Source organism: Flavobacterium ginsengiterrae (genome assembly GCF_039539785.1).
Taxonomy (GTDB): Bacteria; Bacteroidota; Bacteroidia; order Flavobacteriales; family Flavobacteriaceae; genus Flavobacterium; species Flavobacterium ginsengiterrae.
Genome location: NZ_BAABDU010000005.1, coordinates 20,405 through 43,565 on the forward strand (window position 1 = coordinate 20,405; position 23,161 = coordinate 43,565).

Here is a 23,161-nt window from a genome sequence, read left to right on the forward strand (position 1 = left end):
TAACAAACCAAAAGCTTAAATAATTATGAAAAGATTTTTTTTATTTTTTGCGGCATTTGCTGCACAGGTAAATATTGCTCAAAATACATTTCCATTTCCAGAAAATGGAAATGTTGGTATAGGAACTGTGGCTCCTATAAGTAAATTGACTATTAATGGATCACTAGCTTTAAATTGAGGATTAAATAATATCACTGCGAGACCGCCGATTTCGGCAGAAACTTTAGAGAATGGAGAAATTAGAGGTTATAGTAGTGCTGGAAATGGTGCCGATGATGGTTTTTTGAGATTATCAGCAGGAGGTGGTACTAACCCAATTAAATCTTATATTAATGTATCGGGCTATTCGACTATAACATATATGACAGGCACTATAGTTTCTGGAACGTATGGTTATTAGAGAATGCATATTGATCCTAATGGCTATTTAGGAATTGGAACAAAAAATCCAAAACAAAAACTAGTAGTTTCAAATAACGAAGCAGAAGGATTTGAAGTGTATTTAGATCCTGCCACTAGCTTTGTCGGGTTGCAATCATGTAATAGAGCTGTAAATACCTATTCAAAAATGCAGTTAGATGCTAGTCGGTTCTCATTTATATACGGTAAGGTTGGAATTGGAAAATTAAATCCAAGTACTGAATTAGACGTAAACGGCACAATCCATTCCAAAGAAGTAAAAGTTCATATGGCAGGCTGGTCAGATTTAGTATTTAAAAAAGAATATAACTTGCCAAAAATTGAAGAAGTCGAAAAACATATAAATGAAAAAGGCATTTAGAAAACATTCCAAGTGAAAAAGAAGTTTTAGAAAATGGAATCAATCTTGGAGAAATAAATTCTAAACTTTTACAGAAGATAGAGGAATTAACTCTATATTTTATTGAAATGAAAAAAGAGAATGCAGAAATGCACAGAGAAAACAAAAAAATGAAGAGAAGAATTGAAAAAATTGAAAATAAATAATATGAAAAAGACTTGTTTGTTACTTATTTTATTTGTTTCGCAAATAAATTTTGCACAAAATACTTACCCTTTTCCGGCTAATGGCAATGTTGGTATAGGAACTAATAATCCGTCAGCTCCATTAGATGTTTTTGGTGTTATAAAGAATCAAACCTCAAATGCTCTTTATAACGAAAACTTGAGGTTATTGCCATCAACAGCAAACGATCATTCCACTATTGCCTTAGGTGCTGTTAATAACGTATCTGGTACAGGAGAAGGACAGTGGACTTTAATTAGATATCCCGCTCAGAATAATTATATGTTTGGAATGCGCTATAACTCTACTGATTTGTTTAATATTTTGAATAATGGTAATATAGGAATTGGAATCGTTAATCCAAATCATAAATTAGAAGTATCCGGAAGTGGATTGTTTCAAGGAGTGATCACAAGTTCTATTTCTGATGCGGGAGGTGGAAAAATACAATTACAAAATCCTTCTAAGATTTCGAATGGAGCTGCGAGTACATGGGCAATTTACAACATGACTGGCCCATATGGTAATAGTTTACAATTTTGGGCATATGATAATTTAGGTTGTGGAACAGGATTATGTGATAACCGTTTTACTATGATGGATAATGGAAATGTCGGAATTGGATCAGGAAATCCACAAAATAAACTAGACGTAAATGGAACAATTCATTCTAGAGAAGTAAAAGTAGATTTGAAAGAATGGCCAGATTTTGTTTTTAAAAAAGAATACATTCTGCCAACTCTGGAAGAAGTTGAAAAGCATATTGCAGAAAAAGGACATTTAGAAAACATTCCTAGTGAAGAAGAAGTACTAAAAAATGGGATTAATCTTGGGGAAATGAATTCTAAACTATTGCAGAAAATTGAAGAATTAACTTTATATGTAATTGAACAGAATAAGCGTCTTGATAAAGTTGAAAAAGAAAATGAAGAATTAAAAAAAGAAATAATATTATCTAAAAATAATTCAATGAGAAATTAAATTTTATCTCCGATTGTATGTTTTCAAATAATTTTTTCTCAAAATACATTTCCATATTTTGAAAATGATAATAATTGGTATAGCTTTAAAACTTCCAGATTCAAAATTAATTGGTAATGGTTCAATTCACTCTTAAGTAGTAAAAGTTGATTTAAATTTTACTGTTCCAGATTATGTTTTTGACAATGATTATAAATTAACAAGTTTGTTGAAGTTGAAAAAAGATAAAATAAAACAGTCATTTATCGAAAATTCTTTCGACAAAAGACTTTGAAAAATGACATTAATGTTTATGAAATGAATCTAGCCCCTGCTAAAAAAATATAAGAATTAAGAATATGAAAAAAGAGAACGTTTGAATATTTGATTTTAAGAGAAAAAATATAAAATTGAGTTTTTTTGTAAAAACACAGCTATATTGTGTTAATTAAGAAAGGTTTTCCTCTAAATCTAATATAAAATGGGATAAAAATGCTATTTTTACCAAATTAACCGTTTTCACGGATATAATTCATTTTTTTATTGATTTACGGGTGCTCGCTTGTATGGATATCTGCAGATTTTTAAATCCTTGTCTTATATTTTTGTCGACAAAAATATTTAAGTGATGAATTTAGAAACTAAGATTAATCCGCGCAATATTTTTATTGCAGATGACGATATAGATGATCGCAGTATTTTTGCCGAAGCGCTATCTGAATTAGAACCCAATGTACTTTTAACAGAGTTTGAAGACGGATTGCAGCTTATGAATGCACTTCACTCTGAATCGTCGATTCCTGATATTCTTTTTCTGGATATAAATATGCCTAAATATACAGGACTGCAATGTCTTGAAATGATGAAAGGTACACAAAGCAAATTTGCAGATATTCCTGTTATTATACTTTCTACATCAAATGATCCTGTTACAATACAAACCGCTTTTGATCTTGGAGCTTCTTTTTATGCAGTAAAACCTGCTTCGTACAATGAAATAAAGTTTTTTCTGGATACTGTCATGAAAATGGACTGGATTTCTGATATATCTGATATAAAATCGTTTCGCTTGATTTAAGAGAAAAGCCTGAATTTTGCGTTCAGTCTAAAGGCTACTTGAATATTCTTCCAATGATTTTTCCAATTTCGGCAAAATCATCCACATTGCTTACAGCTCTTTTTTCGGTCGTATTTTGTTCTGTTTTCGAAAAAGGGAAAATCAATAAATAATTATTATTGCTTAAATTTTTATTAAGAAGCTCCGGTATTTCGCGCATATGTGGGAAATAAGAATGCATTCCCCTGTCGGCCATCATAATAATCAGTCCTTCGTCAGATTTTAAGTTGTAAGCTGCCGTTGCTGCTTCAGACCAGCTGCTTACGGTATTAAAAGCAGCTTCAATATTTGCTTTTTTGGCGATACGCGTTAAAATCTGTAAAGTTTTTTCTGTTCCGTAAAAACTAATTACCGCTCCGGAATTGCGCCCTATATTCCAAATTCGAAGCATGGAATGAAAGAAACCGGCATCTTTCTCGGCTTCGGCCGGAATAAGCACAGTATATTTTTTGATAGTACCAACAGGCTGTACGGCATGGTATACCATTACATTTATATTTTTATTATGCAGGTATCCATTGTATAAATTATAAATAAATGAAGCCGAAAAGCCTTTGTTTTCTTCAAGTCCAATAATAAGGTCTGTAATTTTCTGTTCTTTTACAACATTGCTTATACCGCTTACCACATCATTATCATGACGCGTAACGGGTGTAAGCACAACATCGGCAGCTGCAGCAAGACTTACGGCAGTACCTAATATTTTTTCGGCATTTTTTGCAGATGATTCATTAGCAACATCATTTATAATATTGATTCCAAAAAGCTTTTTATTTTGATTCGTTTTGACTAATAATCCCAGATTAACCATTTTCTCTACAGTTTCTTCGTGATTAACGGCCAGCAGAATATTTTCGTTTTCTTCATTTTTTCCTGATACTGTATCGTCTTTATCCGTTTGTGCAATACGCTGTGCGCTTGCCATAGACACAAAAGATGAAACGGTGCAGGATATCAAAATCAATAAAATACTTCCGTTTAATACATGTTCGTTCAAAAGACGGATAGGTTCGCCTGTTTCGGTTTCTGAAATAATAATGTTGTATCCTACCATTACCGCCGCAAGTGTCGCGGCTGCCGATGCCGAACTAAGACCGAAAATCAGCTGTCCTTCATCATTAGTAAGCCTGAAAGTTTTTTTAGTCAAAACTGCTGCTGCATATTTTCCGCCTATCGAAGCAATGAGCATAATTACAGCAACGCCAAGCGTTTCCCAGCTTTGTATAAAAGCGTTAAAATCTATGAGCATTCCAACACTAATAAGAAAGAAAGGAATAAAAATAGCATTTCCAACAAACTCCACACGATTCATTAAAGATGAGGTATGCGGAATTAATCTGTTAAGAGCCAGACCAGCAAAGAAAGCTCCAATTATGGCTTCAATTCCGGCAAGTTCTGCCAGCAGCGCGGCCAGATAAATCATTACAATAACAAAGATATACTGCGATATTTTATCAGATACGTTTTTAAAAAACCAGCGGGCAATTATAGGAAAAATCAAAAGAACAATCAAAGTAAACAAGATCATTGATACTGATAATTTGATCCAAAATGAGGCGCCGACTTCTCCCTGAGACATGCCAACTACAACTGCCAGAACAAGAAGTGAAAGAACATCTGTAATCATTGTTCCGCCAACGGTTATATTTACCGCCAGATTTTTAGAAATTCCCAAACTGCTTATCATAGGATATACGACTAACGTATGAGATGAAAAAAGACTCGCAAAAAGAACCGAAGTAAGTACAGAGAAATGTAAAATATAATATCCGCCAATAAACCCCAAAATAAAAGGCGCTGCAAAGGTGTAAATAGAAAAAGTAATGCTTTTCCATTTGTTTCTTTTAAAATCGCCCATATCAATTTCCAGTCCCGCCAGAAACATAATATATAACAAACCTGTTGTTCCTGTAACAACAACACTGCTATCTCTGGAAAGAACCCCAAATCCGTTTGGACCAATTAAAGCTCCGGCAATAATAAGACCAAGCAGATGCGGTACTTTTATTTTATTAAGTAAAAGCGGTATGCATAAAATGATAATAAGTTCTATAAGAAATTTTAAAAGAGGATCTTCTATAGGAAGGGTGATATGGTGTATACTAAGAAACATTCGTTATTTTTTAGGAACAGGCGTAAGCTCAACAGAAAATACAGCTCTACAATTATCCTGTCCGGTTATTGTTTGTGTGCCTTTGATGACATTTTGTTTAATATCATTTAAAACTACATTTATTTTAGTCTTACTTTTTGCAGTACTGTCTTTTGCAAAATCAAGCATTATTTTTTCTGGACTATATTGGGCTTTAAATACGCGTATCAATTTATTATTGTTAAGGACATTTGTATAAATTCCTGTAGAATCAGAGATAAATTTCCAGGTTTCGCTGCGCTGATCACCAATTACATAATTACTGCAGTTTGATTCTTTACAAACCATTTTGCTATTCCAGTCAGTTGTAAGGTTGTCCGGCCAGTTTTTAATTTCAGAAATCGTGTCTTTAACTTCTTTAACTTCTGTAAGACTGTCTCTCATTTTTACTAAAGATTCATATTCAGTTTCTTTATCTGCAAACTGTTGTTCGCGTTTTAAAAGCGCGTTTTCTCTTTCTGTCAGTTCTTTTTCTTTTTTATCACTGCAGGAGAATAGAAGAAAGGCAAAGAGTATAAAAAGGATTTTTTCTAAAGACATAATTAGATTTGTTTGGTATTTACAAGTTAAGAAAAAAATAGCAGAGATGAAAAGAAATCCCCTTGAAATAGAAACTCAAAGAGATTTTTATAAAAACAAAAACCTGCAAATCGTTGAACTTGCAGGTTTTGAATATTAATAAATTGAAACTATTTTTACTTTAGATTTTCTTCTACAAAGTTTTTGCAGTAATCTTTTATTAAGTCTCTTACTGTTCTAAATTGGTTTAAAATTTCAAGATCGGTTCCTATTGCTTTTGCAGGATCAGGAAAATTATAATGAAATTTTAATGCTTGAGAAGGATAAAAAGGGCAGCGTTCTTTAGCATTATCGCAGACAGTAATTACATAATCAAAATCAACATTTTTATATTCCTCTATATTATTTGATGTTTGATTTGAAATATCTATACCATCTTCCTGCATTACCACAATCGCTTTCGGATTAACACCATGTGTTTCTACTCCGGCGCTGTAAATATCGGCTCTTCCATTTGCAAAATATTTCATATATCCTTCTGCAATTTGGCTTCTGCAGCTATTTCCTGTGCAGAGTATAAGTATTTTCTTTTTCATGTTTTGAAATCAATAAACTGTAAAATTTTCCTTTTAGATTTTCAAATCTTTTAACAGCATCCTGAATTTGGACTACAGCAGGACGAATTGTCATTATTTAACTCAATTAAATTAATCTTTTGTTTTTCAGCTGGAATTCCGCAGGAATCCTGAGCTAAACAAGCTGTTGTTTTATTTTTAAGAACAAAGTTTTTTCCGTTAAACTCTAAATCATATTTTCCAATTGTACCGTTTTGGTATTCTACTTCAATTTCTGAGTCTTCAATATGAAGTTTCTCTTCAGAAAGTTTAATTATATGCAATAGCTTAGCCGGTTTTAAACGATGTTCAAAATCGTTAGCATTCCAAAGCTGAAAGTTTACTGTTTTTTCATTTCTAATTACACCGCCGCAGTCAATAAAATGCTTTGTAATTGTTCCAACTTCGGTAACATGGAAATGGTCAGGAACATAATTTCCGTTTTCTAATTGAAATTCAACATTTTCTAATGTTGGTAAAATCTGCTTTATATCTGATAATTTCATTGTTTTGTGTTTTATTTGTTAAATGCAATATTGCGATAAACTATTTAAAAAAAAAGCTTTTTAGCAGCATTTAGATTTTGATATGGTTTGTGTTATTTTAAAAAAGAAGGAATTTAAAACGTCAAATGCTTTTTCGTCAATACAATAGCAAATCGCATTTCCTGAAATATTTCCCTTTATAATTCCGGCATTTTTTAATTCCTTTAAATGCTGAGAAACTGTTGGCTGGGCAAGAGGCAGTTCGTTTACAATGTCGCCGCAAATACATTCATCAACTTTCATTAAATATTCGATAATAGCAATTCTTGCAGGATGCCCCAAAGCTTTAGCAATCGTTGCTATTTGATTTTGTGAATCTGTAAAATGTTCTGTTTTAGTAGCTCCCATACTTTTAATTTAATATTGCAATATTACGATATAAAATGTAATTATGAAATGTTTCGATTTTAAATTTTGGATTTCTGGTTTAATTTTTTTGAAATTGAATATAGTTTGAAACATGTTGTAAAACATAATAACCAATAAAAAGCATTTTATTCTTACTTTTTTACAGTAGTTTAATGGTTTTGATGCTAAATATTTGGTAAAAACACTGTTTTGTTGATATAAAATTTATATTTGCGCAAATAAAGAAACACAAAATTAACTCAGAACAAGAAAATATTCGTATTGATGAAGCGTACTACAAAGAACTTTTTTATTCTTTGTATCCACGTCTTGTGAGCTACAGTTTTAATTTTGTGAAAGATAATTTCCTTGCCGAAGAAGTGGTAGAAAATGTAATGCTGCAGCTTTGGGAAAACCGAATTAAGTTTGAAAAAATCATCGATGTAAAATCGTATCTCTATACCATGGTGCGAAACGGTTCTTTATTGGCTTTAAAAAAAGAACGTAAAATTGTCGAATTAGATGCATCACTTTCTGATGAAACTCCGGAATTTGATTTTACCATTCTCGAAGAAGAATTATATGCCGCTTTAACAGAAGCTTTAAATTCACTTCCGGAGAAATGCAAAGAAGTTTTTGAGCTTTCCTGTCTTGAAGGAATGAAATACAAAGATATTGCCGAACAGCTTAATATATCTGTCAATACAGTAAAGTCGCAGCGTGCCCGCGCTATAGATTTATTGAAGGAAAAACTAAAGAATCATTCTGAACTTTTATTTATTTTATTATTTCTTTAAAAAAAATCAAAATTCTTTCCACCCATTTTTAATGTTTCGTACTCTTAGTTATATAACATTTACTTAAAGTGTTAATAACCGATACTTAATATCAAAAATTATGTCTTTAGGAAAGAAAGAATTTATAATCGCAGACCTTATAAGGAAAGAACTTCTTATTGGTGAATTATCAATAGAAGAAAAAGCTTTTTTACAGGAATGGCTTTCTAAACCCGAAAATCAAGAATATTATCAAAAAGTTATTGATTTAGAAACTTTGAAATCTAAACAAGCTTTTTACAGCAGCATAAATACTGATTTGGCTTTTGAAAGAATAAAGCAAAAAATCAATTTTGAAGAAACGCCCGTAAAACCGCTTTTTAATTACAAACGATTATTCCGTTATGCTGCAATTGTGCTGTTTCTGGCTGGAATTTCTGCTGTGTTTTATTATTTAAATACTTCAGATGAAATTCAAAAACAGGAAGTTGTTGTAAAAACAATAGAAACAAAATATAATAATCCAACTTTGGTTCTGGCAGATGGAACAGTAGTTTCTTTAGAACCCAAAAAGGAAAAAATTGTTTCAAAAAATGGTGTAATTTCAAACGTAAATCAGGTTTTGGTTTATGATGCAAAAGCACTTCAGGGCAAAACAACAGGCGAAAATACATTAATTGTTCCCGTTGGCGGTATTTATGCCGTAAACCTGTCAGACGGAACTAAAGTGTGGCTTAACTCAAAATCTTCACTAAAATATCCGGTAGAATTTAGCGGAAACAAAAGAACCGTGACCCTAGAAGGAGAAGCCTATTTTGAGGTTAGTAAAAATCCGCACAGTCCTTTTACAGTAAAAACAAATTCAGGAAATGTTACGGTTTTAGGAACACATTTTAATGTCAGCGCTTACGCAGAAGACAAACTTTTTGCGGCAACACTGGCAGAAGGAAAAGTACAGGTATCTGAAACAAATACAAAAAACAACGAATTGGTGATTTTAAAACCAGGTCAGCAGGCAAGAGCTTCAAATGCGGTTTTAGATGTTGTTGAAGTTGATCCATCTGTGTACACCGCATGGAAAGACGGTAAGTTTTATTTTGAAAATGAAAACCTCAAAAGCATCTTAAACAAAATGTCGAGATGGTACAGCTTTAATGTCAAGTTCGAACAAAAATCATTAGAGCAGATTAAGTTTACAGGCATTGTTTTAAAAGAAGAACCAATCGAAAATCTGCTGGATATCATTAGTAAAACATCAAATATCAAATATAAAATAACCAAAGTAAACCAAACCTATGAAGTAACCGTAAGTAAGTAAAAACAAAAAACCGGAAAATATTGGCGTATTTCCCGGCAAGTATTGTTTAGTCGAAAAAAAGAGTTCGAAATCTATTAACCAACCAAAACATTTTAAAAGTATGAAAAAAAAACTATCCGCAAAAGATTGTGGGGTAAAATCCGCGCTTTGGGATAAATTTCTTGGCATCATGAGGAAATCCCTAATATTAACCATTTTTTTAGGCCATATAGCTGTTTTTGCTTATTCGCAAAAAGTAACAATAAATGCCAAAAATCAGTCTGTTTCGACTGTTCTTAAAACCATTACAAGAAAAACAAAAGTAGAGTTTTTCTACAGTGATGATCTTTTTGATGCACAGAGAAGAGTGAATGTAGAAGTAAATAATGCCGATGTAATGGCTGTTATAAAACAGTTAATTGGTGATAATTATAAAGCAGAATTTGTAAATAATAAATTGATTGTTATTTCGCAAAATGCCAAATTAAAAACAGGAACAGCCTCTGTTATGGAGGAAAAAATAAAAATTAAAGGTGTTGTAACCAATTCTAAGAAAGAGTTTTTAATTGGTGCAACAATCTGGGTAAAAGGCACAAAAGATGGTGCAGTAACCAATTTTGACGGTTCTTACGAAATTATGGCTAAAAAAGGCGATGTGCTTGTTTTTGAATATATGGGGTATAAAAAACTAGAAGTTACAATTTCTGATAGTTTAATAATCAATCCAATAATGCTGGAAGATGTGAGCAAATTAGATGAAGTAAAGATTGTTTCAACAGGTTATCAAAAGATTGATAAAGAGCGTTCTACAGGTTCTTTTACTGTTATTACAGCCAAAGATTTAGAAAAAGTTCCTGTTAACAACGTATTACACAGATTAGAAGGTCAGGTTGCTGGTTTGCAATTAAATATTTTAGATGCAGATAATACTTTTGTATACGGACATAAAGCAGGATCTGGTGCAGGACAATCGAGTTATAATGTAGCTATTAGAGGAAAATCTACTTTAGAAACCAATGCAATGCCTTTAGTTGTGCTTGATGGAACTCCTACTGAATTAGACATCAGAACAATAAACCCAAATGATATAGAAAAAATTACTTTTCTAAAAGATGCGGCAGCGGCTTCTATTTATGGTGCAAGAGCAGCAAACGGAGTTATGGTTATTGATACCAAAAAAGGTAAATCCGGACAAACGAGAATTAATTTTTCTCAGAATTATAGTTTCTCTAATAAACCTTCATTATCAAAATTACCATTGATGAATTCATCTCAGGTTTTAAATTTAGAACAGGAATTTGTCGATAAAAATTTGGTTACAGACCCGGCAAGTGTAACGTATATGCTTACCAGTCCTGTTAGTCAGGGAATGGATTTGATGTTTAAGTACAAGCGCGGCGAAATAACTGAGGCTCAGAAAAATGCTGGTTTGGCTACATTAAGTAATCGTAATACTTACGGACAGGCAGAGAAATATTTACTGCAGGCTTCAACTAGTCAAAACTACGACTTGTCTTTTAGCGGTGCAGAAAACGATTATTCTTATTTTATGTCAGGGTCATATTCTAAAGAAGAAACTCAGGCAATTGGTAATGATGGACAACGTTTGACTTTATTATCAAATCAGGACTTTAAGTTGTTCAATTATGTAAAAATGACAACTAATTTAAGGGGTTCGATTTTTAAATATCATGAAAATAGTTTAGGACTTTCTCCATTAGGAATATCATTAAACACCTTACTTCCTTACGATCAAATTGTTGATGATAACGGAAAATCAGTAGATTACTATCGTACTTATTATGCAGGACAAACTATTCCTTTAGAACAAAAAGGGTATTTACCATGGACTTATAATTATGTTGATGAATTAAAAAATCTGGATAGAGAGTTGAATGAACAGAATTTTGGAGCCACGATTTCTGCTGCATTTCCTTTACTAAAAGGTTTAGATGCCGTTGGGACTTATTCTGTAGAAACTTCTCGTTTAACAAATGACAATATGTATAATGAAAATACTTTTTATACACGCGACAGAATTAATTCGGCTACTTCTATAAACAATGATGGTGATTTAGTACGAGCAATTCCGCTGGGAGGTATTTTTCAGAGCAATACATTTGGAAAAAGCAATTATACCATGAGAGGTCAGTTGAACTATGACGGTATTATTGGTGAAAACCATTTAATTAATGCAATGGCAGGAATCGAAGCCAGAGAAACAAGAGAAACTCAAGATTCAAGAACATTATTTGGTTATAACTCAAAAACGCAGACTTCAGTTGATTTTCCTTCGCAAAATTATGTAGATGTAAACGGTTACAATTATACTTTAAGTAACGGAAATGAACACAAAGATTTTCGCAGAAGATTTTTATCATATTATGCTAATGCAGGTTATACTTTTAAAAATAAATATACCCTTACCGGAAGTGCCCGTTTAGACGATTACAACAATTTTGGAGTTGACAAAAGATTAAGAAGAACACCATTATGGTCTACAGGAGCAAAATGGAATATTAAAGAAGAATCGTTTCTTAGAGATGTAAATTTTGTTAATAGTTTAAGCTTCAGAACTAGTTATGGATTTAATGGAAATATCAACTTAGATGTTTTTCCTTTTACAAATATCAGTTTAAGTAACTTAGATTCATTTTCGCAGCAGCCTTATGCTTTTATAACGCAGCCGGCAAATCCTAATTTACGTTGGGAAAAAACAGCAATTTTAAATTTTGGAATTGATTTCTCAATCTTAAACAGCAGATTAAACGGTACGATAGAATATTATAAAAAAGACAGTAAAGATTTAATTGTAGATTTTCCTGTATCTCCATTTTATGGTGTATCAAATAATGCACTGGTACAAAATGCTGCAACTTTGGCAGGACACGGAATAGATTTTAGTCTAAACGGAACGATACTAAAAACAAAAGATTTTTCATGGAATTCTGCTCTTGTAGTTTCTTACAACAGAACTGATGTTACTGATTCTCGTTTTCAAAATTACAGTCAGTATTTAAATGGTTCAGGCACAACACCGCCAGTTGAAGGATATCCTCTAAATAGTATTTTCGCTTTTAGATCAGCAGGATTAGATGCAACAGGAAGAACTCAGGTATATGATAAGGCAGGTAATCTTGTAAATTCTTTTACATCTCTTAAAGATATTGAAGATATGAAATACATGGGAACCAATATTCCTGCCTATTACGGAAGCTTCAGCCATACTTTTAATTACAAAAAACTGTCATTATACATTTTAGCAACTTACAAATTTGATTACGTATTATTTAAACCAACTTACGGAGGTTACGTAAACAGATCAGGAAGATTTAATCAATACGATTTAAATACAGATATCGATAAAAGATGGAGAAATCCGGGAGATGAAGCTTTTACTTCTGTGCCAGGAATACAGGGATCAGCAGGATTAAGTTACGTAAGATATGTGTATGGAGAAGATCAGATTATGGACGGAGATCACATACGTTTTAGAGAACTATCTCTAAAGTATAACATGACAGATTTAATAGACAGAGGATTTGTAAAAGGAGCATCGATAACTTTTACAGCAAGAAATCTTGGTTTCTTCTGGAGAAAAAATAAAGACGGTCTTGATCCTGACTTTCTGCCTTACACAGGAACTAATATGAAACTGCCGGCAATAGCGATTTACTCAATTGGTTTTAATGTTAATTTTTAATTTTTTTAAAGATGAAAAAATATTTAAAATATATTACAATCGCTGCAGTTGGAGCCATTGTACTAAGCTGTGATAATTACGTTGATATTAAAACCGAAGGAAAATTAATACCAGAGGAAACCATAAACTACAGATATCTTCTAAACAATACCTACACGTTAGACAAAACGTATGGTAATATAGATGTGGCATCAGATGATATTAGTTTTCAAAATGAAGCACAAACAAACGCATTAACTGCAACTGATTCTTATCGCCCTTTTGTAAATTTATATAAATGGTCAGAAACTGTCTATTTTGATGGAGAAAATGATTACGATATGAATAATTTGTACAGTGCTTTATACAATGTTAACATAGTTATCAATGAAGTAATGACAAGTACAAACGGAACTGAAGCCGAAAAAATAGCCATAAAAGGAGAAGCAGAAGTACATCGTGCCTTTATTTTTTTAACCTTAGTAAATACTTTTGGAAAAGCGTATGATGCATCTACTTCGGCAACAGATCCCGGAATTGTTCTTTTTACTAAGCCTACAGTTTCAGATGACATTAAAAGAACTTCAGTTCAGGATGCTTACGATGTAATTCTAAGTGATCTTAAAGATGCAGTAAATTCAGGATTAAAACCAATTAATTCAGGAAACAATGTAGCATTTCCATCTCAGGCAGCCGCTTATGCACTTCTGGCAAGAACGTATTTGTACATGCGTAATTATCCTTTAGCTTTAGAAAATGCAGAAAAAGCACTCGCAATACAAAGTACATTGATGAACTTGGCAGATTATGAATTTGATGCTTACCCAACAAGAAGATTAGATAAAGAATTAATCTTATCTAAATGGAATGGATACAGCACTTTAACTTTTGCACCGCAGTTATTATCATTAAGTGACGAATTAGTTAATTCATTCGATACAAACGATTTGCGTTACGTATTATTTACGCAGCCATCAAGCAGTTTTAATTCTGAATATACAATTGGGAGAACATATTCTAAAGAAGCTTTAAATGGAGAAAGCAGAAATGCCGGACCAACCGTACCGGAAATGATGCTTATAAAAGCCGAATGTCTGGCAAGAGCAGGATCTGGAGAACAGGCAATGGCAGAAATAAATAAGTTAAGACAAAAAAGATTTAGAGCCGGAGAATATGTTGCTTTGACCGCATCAGACAGCAAGGATGCTTTAATAAAAGTTTTAGCAGAAAGAAGAAGGGAATTAATGGGAACCGGAGGTTTTAGATGGTTTGATTTGAAACGATTAAACAAAGAACCGGAATTTGCAAAAACAATTACGCATGAGTTTGCCGGTCAAACGTTTACACTTGCCCCAAATAGTGATCGTTATCAAATGCCTTTTGCTCCAATTTATTTTGAATACGCTCCAAACCTAAAACAAAATCCATAATTAAAAATATAGCACGCTCAGAATCTCTGAGCGTGCATAAACAAACAAAAAAATGAAAATATTAAAATTAGCGGCACTTTTTTTAAGTGTCAGCACGGCATCTTACGCTCAGGAAACAGTACAAAAGTTTCTTCTTTCACCAGAACATCCAAATGGAGGAGAAGAAATCACCATAACTTATAATGCTGCCGATACTCCTCTGGCAAATGCAAAACATGTAGAAGGCATAGTTTATACTTACGATAATTTCAGATGGTTTGCAGATGATATTACGCTTAAATCTGCAGGCGATAAAAAATGGCAGACAAAGATGAAACTTTCAGATAAAGCTTCGTTTATAACTTGTGTTTTTAAATCAGATACGATTAAAGATAACGGAGGAAAAATGACGTATTCATGGATTTTAGAAAAAGATCTTGGTTCTTATGTAGGATGGGGATTTTTAAGAAGTCCAGACTTACAGGATCAGGTTCCAAATATTGTACACGATAGCGCTTACATCAAAAAAGAAGTTACTTTATTCTGGATTAATAACGAATTAAAATACCATCCGGATGCGCGTACACATGTGTTTTATGAAGGAGCAAAAATCAAACAGCTTGAAACAGGAGAACAACAGCCAAAATTGATAAAAAGAGAAATTCGTAATGTTCTTGCAGAAAAGAATTTAGATAATATAACACAATATAACATTCAGAAAACGATTGGTTTAATGGCTCAGCCGGAACATAAAGTTTTTGCAGATTCTGTTCAGAATGTTTTATTGAAAAAATACCTAAATGGAGTCTGGGCACGCGATATTGAAATTAAAAAAATATTCGCCGAAGCTGATTTTGACAAAAAAGTAAAACAGTACGAAGCATTTGAAAAGAACTTTCCACAATCTAAATTCCAAGATGTAACAACAGATACAGAAAGTCTTTTTTACGATAAAATGTTCAAAAGTATTGCTTACAATTATATCGTAAAAAACAAAGATTACAACTATTCGATGAATAGTGTAAAGAAAGTTTCGTACAATATTTTAATGGATTACGCCTGGCATTTAGTTTCGATTCCGTTTGACAGAGATCAGGAAGGTGCTGAAAAAACATCTTTAGAAACGTTGAAAAAATATGCGGATATAATTTATCCTGAATTAGAAGCCAGAGAAGCTTATGTACCAAAAGAATACGTTGGAAAATTATCGTTGAAAGAATGGCAGGCTCAGGCATTACAAAGTAGTGCAAGAGAATTTTTTACCTATGCTAAAATTCAGGAAATCTTTAAAAACTACGATTTAGAGAAAAAATATCTGGAGAAAATAAAACCGGTAATGGCTTATAAAGTAGCAACTTATAATGAGGTTTATTCCAGAATGCTTTTAAGAGAAGGAAAAACAGCTGAAGCTAAAGAATATATGGCACTTTCTGTAAAAGAAAATCAAGTAACGCCTGCAATGCTAGCTTCTTTAAAAGAAATTTATTTAAAAGAAGGAAAACCTGCTGCAGGTTTTGAAGCCTATTTAGAATCTTTAAAATCGGCAAGCAATGTTGAAGAACACAAGAAGAAAATTATTTCAGAATTGATCAATCTTCCAATTGACGGTTTTGAATTAGAAAGCAGTAAAGGCGGAAAAGTAAAGCTGGCAGATCAAAAAGGAAAAATCGTAGTTCTTGATTTTTGGGCAATGTGGTGCGGACCTTGTAAAAATGCAATGCCTGGAATGCAAATGGCGGTTAACAAATACAAAAGCGACGAAAATATAAAATTCTATTTCGTTGATACAATGGAATATATCAAAGATTTTAAAGCGCAAACTCAGGCTTTCATAAAAGAAAAAGGTTTTGATTTTAATATTCTTTATGACGGAAAAAATCCAAAAACAGGAAAATTTGATGTTGTTTACGATAAATATTCTAAAGCATTTCATTTCTCTGGAATTCCAGAAAAAATGATTATCGATCAAAACGGAAAATTACGTTGGATGTCAAATGGTTACTTCGGAAGTCCAAGCGAATTAGTAGACGAAATTTCAATTATCGTTGAGCATTTAAAAGCAGAAAATAAATAATGAGAACTTCATTTTTTAATTACATAAAAAGAAACAAAATTCTTTTAGGATTAAGTTTCACAATGTTGACTTGCCAGATTAGTTTTTCACAAACAATCTGGCAGGGACAGCATCATTCGACACGGATTATTTTATCGGGCGATTTAGCAAAATATAAAACTGATTCACTTATGGTAAGTATTCCGGAGTTTGAAATGAAAAATATAAAAGTTGGAACTAAAGTAGAAGCCGACAGTGTTTCTTTTAAAAGTGAAATGTATGGTTTTTCTTTTAAAGGAAAATACAATACAGCCAAAACAGCCATTTCTGGAATTTTCAATTATTACAGTATTGCAAATGCATCAATTGTATTAAAGAAAGAGAAAGAAATCCAGCCATTATATTTTGCTCAAAATCCGAAAAAGCCATATCCATATCAGGTTATCGATATGACTTTTTTAGGAAAAAGCACTAAATTGACTTACGGCGCAACGCTTACAATTCCGCAGAATAAAAAGAAATATCCATTGGCTATTTTGATTTCCGGAACCGGTCAGCACGATAGAAATTACACTTTTGCAGGAAGACAAACTTTTGCGGTTATGGCAGATTATCTGGCAAAACAAGGCATTGCAAGTTTGCGTGTAGACGACAGAGGAATTGGGAAAACGTCTGGAGATTTTCAAGAAGCAACTACGGGAGATTTTGCTGATGATGTCGATGCGCAAATCGCGTATTTGAAAAGTGATAAAAACATCGATGCCTCTTACATTGGTTTAATCGGCCACAGCGAAGGCGGAATGATTGCGTCAATTGTTAGTGCCAGAAACAAAGAAGTTAAATTCATGATTAGTTTATCTGGAGTAGGAGTAAGCGGTTTAGATATGCTGAATCTTCAAAATACAGCCATTTTAAAAAGCTATAAGTTTTCAGATAAAACGGTAGCCAAACAAATGGAAATGTACAACATCATGTTTAAAATTGTTTACGATACCAAAGACGGAGAATCGGCACAACCTGAAATGGCCGTAAAACTAAAAGAATGGATGGCGAAGCAGGATTCTATAACTTTAAAAGAAACACAATTACTAGACGGACGCGACCAGACATTTTTATACCGATACGGAAAAGATGCCGATAGAAAATGGTACCGCTACACGATTCATTATAAACCAGAAGATTATCTTCCAAAAATTACGATTCCGGTATTTGCAGCAAATGGAGATAAAGACATTCAGGTTCCAGCTGTAGAAAATATAGAATCGTTTAAAAAATATTTAGGCACGAAAGATTTAACGACTAAAATATATCCGGGTTTAAATCATATGTATCAGCATTGTACCACTTGTACACAAAACGAAAGCAAAGAACTTGACGAAGTTTTTGCACCCGAAGTTTTGGATGATATTACAAAATGGATTTTGACTAGGTATAAAAAATAACTCAATAGATTGTTTTGAACTTAGTTTGTCATTTCGACTGAAAGGAGAAATCGCACTCGCATATCGATAAAGATTGTCGATTTAGTTTGTGGAGTTTCTAGTGCGATTTCTCCTTCGTCGAAATGACAAAAATGAGATTTCAGTGCAATAATCTAAAATCTGAGATCTAAAATCTAAAAATAAATTACATGAAAAAACTAATCTGTTTTATCGTATTTCTTTTTACGATAAGCAACCTTACTGCCCAAATTTACGATCCGGTTTCGTTTACAACTTCAGTAAAAGAAGCAGGAGACAATAAATATATTTTGGTTATAACAGCCAAAATCGAAAACAGCTGGCACATTTATTCGCAAAATGTTCCGTCTGGCGGACCAGCACCAACGGCTTTTACTTTTCCAAAATCGAAGAATTACAAAACAATTGGAGGTGTAAAAGAACCTGACGGACATGAAGTTGATGATCCTGTTTTTAATATGCGAATTAAATACTTTGCAGACAAAGCAGTTTTTACTCAAAATATTGAACGTAAAACAGCAGACGCTTTTACCATCAATGCAACTATATTTTTTATGGTTTGTAATGATAACAGCTGTCTGCCTCCGGGAGAAAAAGATTTAAAATTTACTTTCAAAAAATCAGATAAACCAATTGTAAACGAAGAAACAGCAAACGCAGTTACAGAAACAAAAAATACAGATTTGCCTGCAAAAGACGAATCGATTACTAAACAGGATACCACAAACAACACAACAAATTCTGTTACTGCGAGCAAGGAAACTCCTAAAAACACAAATACAGAAAAAGCTTCTTTAGGAAAAACAGCCCCTGAAGAAAGCCTTTGGACACTATTTTTCTTCAGCTTTTTAGGAGGACTTGCTGCTTTATTTACACCTTGCGTTTTCCCCATGATTCCAATGACGGTGAGTTTCTTTACCAAACAAAGTAAAAACAAAGCAGTCGGAATAAGAAATGCCATGTTTTACGGACTTTTCATTATCATTATTTATGTGATTTTAGGAAGTTTAGTAACGGCCATTTTTGGAGCAGATGCCTTAAATGCTTTGGCAACTAACGTTACTTTTAATATTATTTTCTTCCTGCTTTTAGTCGTTTTTGCAATCTCATTTTTAGGAGCGTTCGAAATCGTCTTGCCAAGTTCATGGATGACAAAAGTCGATCAGAAATCAGAAGTTGGCGGTATTGTCGGTATCTTTTTTATGGCTTTGGCACTGGCTTTAGTTTCTTTTTCATGCACAGGACCAATTGTTGGAACGTTATTAGTTCAGGCAGCAAGTCAGGCAGGAATGGCACCAATTGTTGGAATGTTTGGTTTTTCTTTAGCTATTGCATTGCCGTTTACATTGTTTGCAGCATTTCCGGGCTGGTTAAATTCACTGCCAAAATCAGGTGGCTGGTTAAATTCGGTTAAAGTAGTTTTAGGCTTTTTAGAATTGGCTTTGGCATTTAAATTCTTAAGTAACGCCGACTTAGTTTTGCAATTACATTTATTAGAAAGAGAAGTATTCCTTGCCATTTGGATAGCCATATTTTCTGTCCTCGCTTTATATTTATTTGGAAAAATCCAACTATCTCACGATTCTCCGCTTACACATATTTCTGTCGGAAGATTAAGCTTAGGAATCGTTGTTCTGGCGTTTGTAGTGTATATGATTCCGGGGCTCTGGGGGGCACCTTTACAATATATCAGCGGATTTCCGCCTGCAAAACAATACAGCGAATCTCCAAATGGTTTTGGAAATACCACGACTTCTAATAATGAAAAATCAGCTTTACCGGAAGGCGCAGAAAGCGGTCCAAACGGAATCCCGACTTTTCATGATTATGATCTAGGTTTAGCTTACGCGAAAAAAGTGAACAAACCCGTAATGATTGATTTCACAGGTTATGCCTGCGTAAACTGCCGTAAAATGGAAGAAAGAGTCTGGCCGGACCCAAAGGTTTTAGGAGTTTTAAATAATGATGTTGTACTTATTTCGTTATATGTTGATGATAAGAGGCCTTTACCTGAAAATGAACAGGTTGTTTCTAAAATCACAGGAAAAGTATTGAAATACACAGGACAAAAATGGAGCGAACTTCAAATCTTAAAATATAAAACCAATGCACAGCCGTATTATGTTTTAATGGATCATAACGAAAATGATTTGAATAAACCATCAGCTTATAATCCAGATATTGAAGCGTATTATAAATGGCTTCAGGAAGGGATAAAAAATTTTAAAAAGTAACATAGGACGCGGATGACGCGGATTTGCTATCGCAAAAACGCGGAAAAAAACGGATTTTTTAAATCTGTAGTTTTTAAATCTGCGAAAATCTGCGTCTTTGCGATAGCAAATCCGCGTCATCCGCGTTCAAAATAAACCCAACAACAAAAAAACACAACTAACAAAAAATGAAAATCTCAAAATCAAAGTATTTGCTTTTCGGCCTTTTTATAGGATTTAAAAGCTTCGCTCAGTTTTCGACCACAATTCCGCTGAGTAAAGACGTTGTTTCCGGACAATTAAAAAACGGAATGAAATATTATGTGCTTCATAACGAATTTCCAAAAGATCGTGTTTGTTTTTATTTCGCTCAAAATGTTGGAGCAATTTTAGAAAACGACGATCAAAACGGATTGGCGCATTTTTTAGAACACATGGCTTTTAACGGAACACAAAACTTTGAAGGAAAAGGTATTATCGATATGTTGGAGAAAAAAGGTGTTCGTTTTGGTGCCGATATTAATGCGTATACCGCACAAGATCAAACGGTTTATAATTTGAGTAATGTTCCCGCAACAGATTCGAAACTAATTGATTCCTGTCTTTTGGCATTGCACGATTGGTCTGGTTTTCTTTCGTTAAAAGATTCCGAAATTGATGCAGAACGCGGCGTAATTCGAGAAGAATGGCGTACGAGAAGAAATTCAGATTTTAGGCTTCGTTTAGAAACCGATAAGATTTTATACAAAGGTTCAAAATATGCCAAACGTGATGTAATTGGCGATTTAAATATCATTAATAATTTTGAATATCAAGTTCTTAGAGATTATTATAAAAAATGGTACCGTCCAGATTTACAAGCTGTTATTGTAGTTGGAGATATTGATGCAAAAGAAATCGAAAAGAAAATCATAGCTACTTTTTCTTCTATAGAAATGCCTAAAAATGCTGTTGAACGTTACTATGTTTCTGTTCCGAATAATAAAGGAATGGAATATGTTTTGGCAAAAGATAAAGAAGCGCAGGAAACCAGCGTTGTTTTATATTTTAAAAGAGATTTTGATAAAGTAAAAAGCAATGAAACGGTGCGAAGAGATTTAGTAACAAATTTGTGCATCGATATGATGAACAGACGTTATCAGGAATTTATTCAAAACAATGAAACTTCGGTTTTAAATATTGGAAGCGGCTCTTCTGAAGTTTCTAGATTAACCGATTCATATTATTTGTATGTAACTCCAAAAAATAACAAAACGTTAGAAGGATTCAAACAAATGATGATCGAAACCGAAAGAGCGGTTCGTTACGGATTCACCCAAAAAGAATTAGACCGAAACAAAGAAAGTGTTTTGAGTTTTTATGAAAATTTACTTCAAAACAAAGACAAAATCGAGTCTGATGAATTCTCTGAAGAATTGGTTAATTATTTTCTGAAAGCGGCACCGTTTGAAAGTATCGAAACACAGTATGAAAATATAAAAAAGAGATTAGCGACAATTACGCTTGCAGAAGTAAATCAAGCTGTTAAAAAGATTCAGACCACAGATAATATTGTCATGACAGTTACTGGTCCTGATAAAAGTGATGTTATTTATCCAACAAAAGCAGAATATGAAAATGTTATGGCTTTAGTTAAAAAAATGAAGCTGGATAAATACAAAGAAACCAATACCGATCAGCCTTTGGTCACAGCAGAATTAAAAGGTTCTAAAGTGGTAAAAGAAACAACAATTGACGGAATTGCGGGAGCAAAAAGTTATGTTTTGGAAAATGGTGCCAAGATTGTTTTGTATCCGACAACTTTGGCAAAAGACGAAGTTTTGTTTTCGGCATTTAGTTTTGGAGGAAGTTCGTTGATCAAAACAGAAGATATTCCTTCTTCGCAAATCGCTGTGAGTTTGGTTGAAAATTCTGGTTTGGGCGCTTTTAAAAGTACCGATTTGAAAGATAAATTAAACGGGAAAATCGCAAATATAAAACCTTATATTTCTGAATTAACAGAAGGATTTCAAGGTTCTAGTAATCAAAAAGATTTTGAGACTTTACTGCAGTTATTGTATCTGTATTTTGAACAGCCAAGATTTGATAAAGATTCTTATGACAGAATGCTTACGAGTTTTAGTAATTCTTTAGAAAATGCTGCCAATTCGAATCCGAAAGTTTTTCAGGATACGATTTCGCAGTTAAATTACAATCATAACAAACGAGTTCCGTTGGTTAATCAGGAGTTTTTGAAACGTTTAAGTTTTGAAACAGCTTCCCAATTGTACAAACAAAGAATTCAAAACGCTGCCGATTTTACTTTTGTTTTCACAGGAAATCTACCAGAAAATGCAATTTCATTATTAGAAAAATATATTGGAAGTATTTCTTCAAACGAAAATAAAAAAGAAAATTACGTAGATAATCATCTTGATCCTGCGCTGGGAATTGCCAAACAGTTATTGGTTCGCGAAATGAATGTGCCAAAAGCAAGCGTTTATATTCGTTTTTCAAAGCAATTTCCGTACACGTATAAAAATGTATTTACATCAAGAATTTTAGAAGAATTGTTGTCTAAAAAATACTTGGATTTAATTCGTGAAGAAGAGGGCGGAAGCTACGGTGTTCACGTTTCGTCTGGAGTTACCAGAAAACCTTCGGATGAATATTCGATGACAATCAATTTTGACAGCGATCCTGATAAAGAAGAAAAACTGACCAAAATTATCTACGAACAAATCGATTTAATGCAAAAGAATTTAGCGAAAGCAGAAGATATTCAGTCCGTTAAAAATACACTTTTGAAAGGCAGAGCAGAGAAAGTTTTAACAAACAGTTTTTGGTTAGGAAATCTAAACAATATGCTGATTAACAACGAATCTTTTAACGACGATGTAATTTATAAAAAGACATTAAACGAAGTAACAGCCGAAGATGTAAGAGCTTTTGCCAAAGAATTTTTCGCAAAACCAAGTACAGTAGAAGTTATCATGAAATCGAAAGCTAAGATTACTGCGCCGGAATATTAAAAGAAATTGGTTTTTCATTC

The 23,161-nt window shown here is 33.0% G+C and carries 17 protein-coding genes; 12 read left to right on the forward strand and 5 right to left on the reverse strand.

All coding sequences use genetic code 11. The features are described 5' to 3' along the window. Positions 1-25 precede the first annotated feature (25 nt). From ABD859_RS15865 to ABD859_RS15880, 4 genes are all read left to right on the forward strand, one after another. Positions 26-178, forward strand: a complete 153-nt coding sequence (locus ABD859_RS15865) for a hypothetical protein (protein ID WP_345145576.1) — start codon at positions 26-28, stop codon at positions 176-178. A gap of 225 nt (positions 179-403) precedes the next feature. Next, positions 404-781 carry a hypothetical protein gene (locus ABD859_RS15870; protein WP_345145577.1) on the forward strand — a complete coding sequence of 126 codons (378 nt, stop codon included), beginning with the start codon at positions 404-406 and terminating at the stop codon, positions 779-781. A 186-nt stretch (positions 782-967) separates the two neighbouring features. Further along, a complete protein-coding gene (locus ABD859_RS15875; protein WP_345145578.1) occupies positions 968-1,966 on the forward strand; it encodes a hypothetical protein in 999 nt (332 codons plus the stop codon). Positions 1,967-2,573: 607 nt separating this feature from the next. Further along, entirely contained in the window at positions 2,574-3,023 is a 450-nt protein-coding gene (locus tag ABD859_RS15880) for a response regulator (RefSeq protein ID WP_345145579.1), read from the forward strand. A 34-nt stretch (positions 3,024-3,057) separates the two neighbouring features. Here the strand turns inward: ABD859_RS15880 and ABD859_RS15885 are convergent, their stop codons facing one another. From ABD859_RS15885 to ABD859_RS15905, 5 genes are all read right to left on the reverse strand, one after another. Further along, positions 3,058-5,175: a cation:proton antiporter domain-containing protein gene (locus tag ABD859_RS15885; protein ID WP_345145580.1), complete on the reverse strand. Its 2,118-nt coding sequence runs from the start codon at positions 5,173-5,175 to the stop codon at positions 3,058-3,060. 3 nt (positions 5,176-5,178) lie between these two features. Continuing rightward, the gene (locus ABD859_RS15890; protein ID WP_345145581.1) at positions 5,179-5,754 is read right to left on the reverse strand and encodes a hypothetical protein; all 576 of its coding nucleotides are present in this window, start codon (positions 5,752-5,754) and stop codon (positions 5,179-5,181) included. A 155-nt stretch (positions 5,755-5,909) separates the two neighbouring features. Continuing rightward, positions 5,910-6,329: an arsenate reductase ArsC gene (locus tag ABD859_RS15895; RefSeq protein WP_345145582.1), complete on the reverse strand. Its 420-nt coding sequence runs from the start codon at positions 6,327-6,329 to the stop codon at positions 5,910-5,912. A gap of 50 nt (positions 6,330-6,379) precedes the next feature. Further along, complete coding sequence (locus ABD859_RS15900; RefSeq protein ID WP_345145583.1) at positions 6,380-6,853, reverse strand: DUF6428 family protein; 474 nt, start codon at positions 6,851-6,853, stop codon at positions 6,380-6,382. A 60-nt stretch (positions 6,854-6,913) separates the two neighbouring features. Beyond that, a complete protein-coding gene (locus ABD859_RS15905) occupies positions 6,914-7,240 on the reverse strand; it encodes an ArsR/SmtB family transcription factor (RefSeq protein ID WP_345145584.1) in 327 nt (108 codons plus the stop codon). A gap of 281 nt (positions 7,241-7,521) precedes the next feature. Between ABD859_RS15905 and ABD859_RS15910 the strand changes: the two genes are divergently transcribed. From ABD859_RS15910 to ABD859_RS15945, 8 genes are all read left to right on the forward strand, one after another. Continuing rightward, positions 7,522-8,037 carry an RNA polymerase sigma-70 factor gene (locus ABD859_RS15910; RefSeq protein ID WP_345145628.1) on the forward strand — a complete coding sequence of 172 codons (516 nt, stop codon included), beginning with the start codon at positions 7,522-7,524 and terminating at the stop codon, positions 8,035-8,037. A 100-nt stretch (positions 8,038-8,137) separates the two neighbouring features. After that, on the forward strand, positions 8,138-9,334 hold the full coding sequence (locus tag ABD859_RS15915) for a FecR family protein (RefSeq protein ID WP_345145585.1): 1,197 nt from the start codon (positions 8,138-8,140) through the stop codon (positions 9,332-9,334). 100 nt (positions 9,335-9,434) lie between these two features. Then, positions 9,435-13,016, forward strand: coding sequence for a SusC/RagA family TonB-linked outer membrane protein (locus ABD859_RS15920; protein WP_345145586.1), 3,582 nt, complete (start codon positions 9,435-9,437; stop codon positions 13,014-13,016). Between the two features lie 11 nt (positions 13,017-13,027). After that, positions 13,028-14,425: a RagB/SusD family nutrient uptake outer membrane protein gene (locus ABD859_RS15925; protein ID WP_345145587.1), complete on the forward strand. Its 1,398-nt coding sequence runs from the start codon at positions 13,028-13,030 to the stop codon at positions 14,423-14,425. A gap of 52 nt (positions 14,426-14,477) precedes the next feature. Further along, the gene (locus ABD859_RS15930) at positions 14,478-16,478 is read left to right on the forward strand and encodes a TlpA family protein disulfide reductase (RefSeq protein WP_345145588.1); all 2,001 of its coding nucleotides are present in this window, start codon (positions 14,478-14,480) and stop codon (positions 16,476-16,478) included. After that, on the forward strand, positions 16,478-17,899 hold the full coding sequence (locus tag ABD859_RS15935; protein WP_345145589.1) for an alpha/beta hydrolase family protein: 1,422 nt from the start codon (positions 16,478-16,480) through the stop codon (positions 17,897-17,899). Before ABD859_RS15930 ends, ABD859_RS15935 begins: the two co-directional genes overlap by 1 nt. Positions 17,900-18,087: 188 nt before the next feature. Further along, positions 18,088-20,151, forward strand: a complete 2,064-nt coding sequence (locus tag ABD859_RS15940; protein ID WP_345145590.1) for a protein-disulfide reductase DsbD family protein — start codon at positions 18,088-18,090, stop codon at positions 20,149-20,151. A 167-nt stretch (positions 20,152-20,318) separates the two neighbouring features. Then, the gene (locus ABD859_RS15945; protein ID WP_345145591.1) at positions 20,319-23,141 is read left to right on the forward strand and encodes a M16 family metallopeptidase; all 2,823 of its coding nucleotides are present in this window, start codon (positions 20,319-20,321) and stop codon (positions 23,139-23,141) included. Positions 23,142-23,161 lie beyond the last annotated feature (20 nt).

Excerpts from the sequence above, each read along its gene's own strand:
- ABD859_RS15865 (WP_345145576.1), top strand. The coding sequence starts at position 26 with ATGAAAAGATTTTTTTTATTTTTTGCGGCATTTGCTGCACAGGTAAAT.
- ABD859_RS15870 (WP_345145577.1), top strand. The coding sequence starts at position 404 with ATGCATATTGATCCTAATGGCTATTTAGGAATTGGAACAAAAAATCCA.
- ABD859_RS15875 (WP_345145578.1), top strand. The coding sequence starts at position 968 with ATGAAAAAGACTTGTTTGTTACTTATTTTATTTGTTTCGCAAATAAAT.
- ABD859_RS15880 (WP_345145579.1), top strand. The coding sequence starts at position 2,574 with ATGAATTTAGAAACTAAGATTAATCCGCGCAATATTTTTATTGCAGAT.
- ABD859_RS15885 (WP_345145580.1), bottom strand. The coding sequence starts at position 5,175 with ATGTTTCTTAGTATACACCATATCACCCTTCCTATAGAAGATCCTCTT.
- ABD859_RS15890 (WP_345145581.1), bottom strand. The coding sequence starts at position 5,754 with ATGTCTTTAGAAAAAATCCTTTTTATACTCTTTGCCTTTCTTCTATTC.
- ABD859_RS15895 (WP_345145582.1), bottom strand. The coding sequence starts at position 6,329 with ATGAAAAAGAAAATACTTATACTCTGCACAGGAAATAGCTGCAGAAGC.
- ABD859_RS15900 (WP_345145583.1), bottom strand. The coding sequence starts at position 6,853 with ATGAAATTATCAGATATAAAGCAGATTTTACCAACATTAGAAAATGTT.
- ABD859_RS15905 (WP_345145584.1), bottom strand. The coding sequence starts at position 7,240 with ATGGGAGCTACTAAAACAGAACATTTTACAGATTCACAAAATCAAATA.
- ABD859_RS15915 (WP_345145585.1), top strand. The coding sequence starts at position 8,138 with ATGTCTTTAGGAAAGAAAGAATTTATAATCGCAGACCTTATAAGGAAA.
- ABD859_RS15920 (WP_345145586.1), top strand. The coding sequence starts at position 9,435 with ATGAAAAAAAAACTATCCGCAAAAGATTGTGGGGTAAAATCCGCGCTT.
- ABD859_RS15925 (WP_345145587.1), top strand. The coding sequence starts at position 13,028 with ATGAAAAAATATTTAAAATATATTACAATCGCTGCAGTTGGAGCCATT.
- ABD859_RS15930 (WP_345145588.1), top strand. The coding sequence starts at position 14,478 with ATGAAAATATTAAAATTAGCGGCACTTTTTTTAAGTGTCAGCACGGCA.
- ABD859_RS15935 (WP_345145589.1), top strand. The coding sequence starts at position 16,478 with ATGAGAACTTCATTTTTTAATTACATAAAAAGAAACAAAATTCTTTTA.
- ABD859_RS15940 (WP_345145590.1), top strand. The coding sequence starts at position 18,088 with ATGAAAAAACTAATCTGTTTTATCGTATTTCTTTTTACGATAAGCAAC.
- ABD859_RS15945 (WP_345145591.1), top strand. The coding sequence starts at position 20,319 with ATGAAAATCTCAAAATCAAAGTATTTGCTTTTCGGCCTTTTTATAGGA.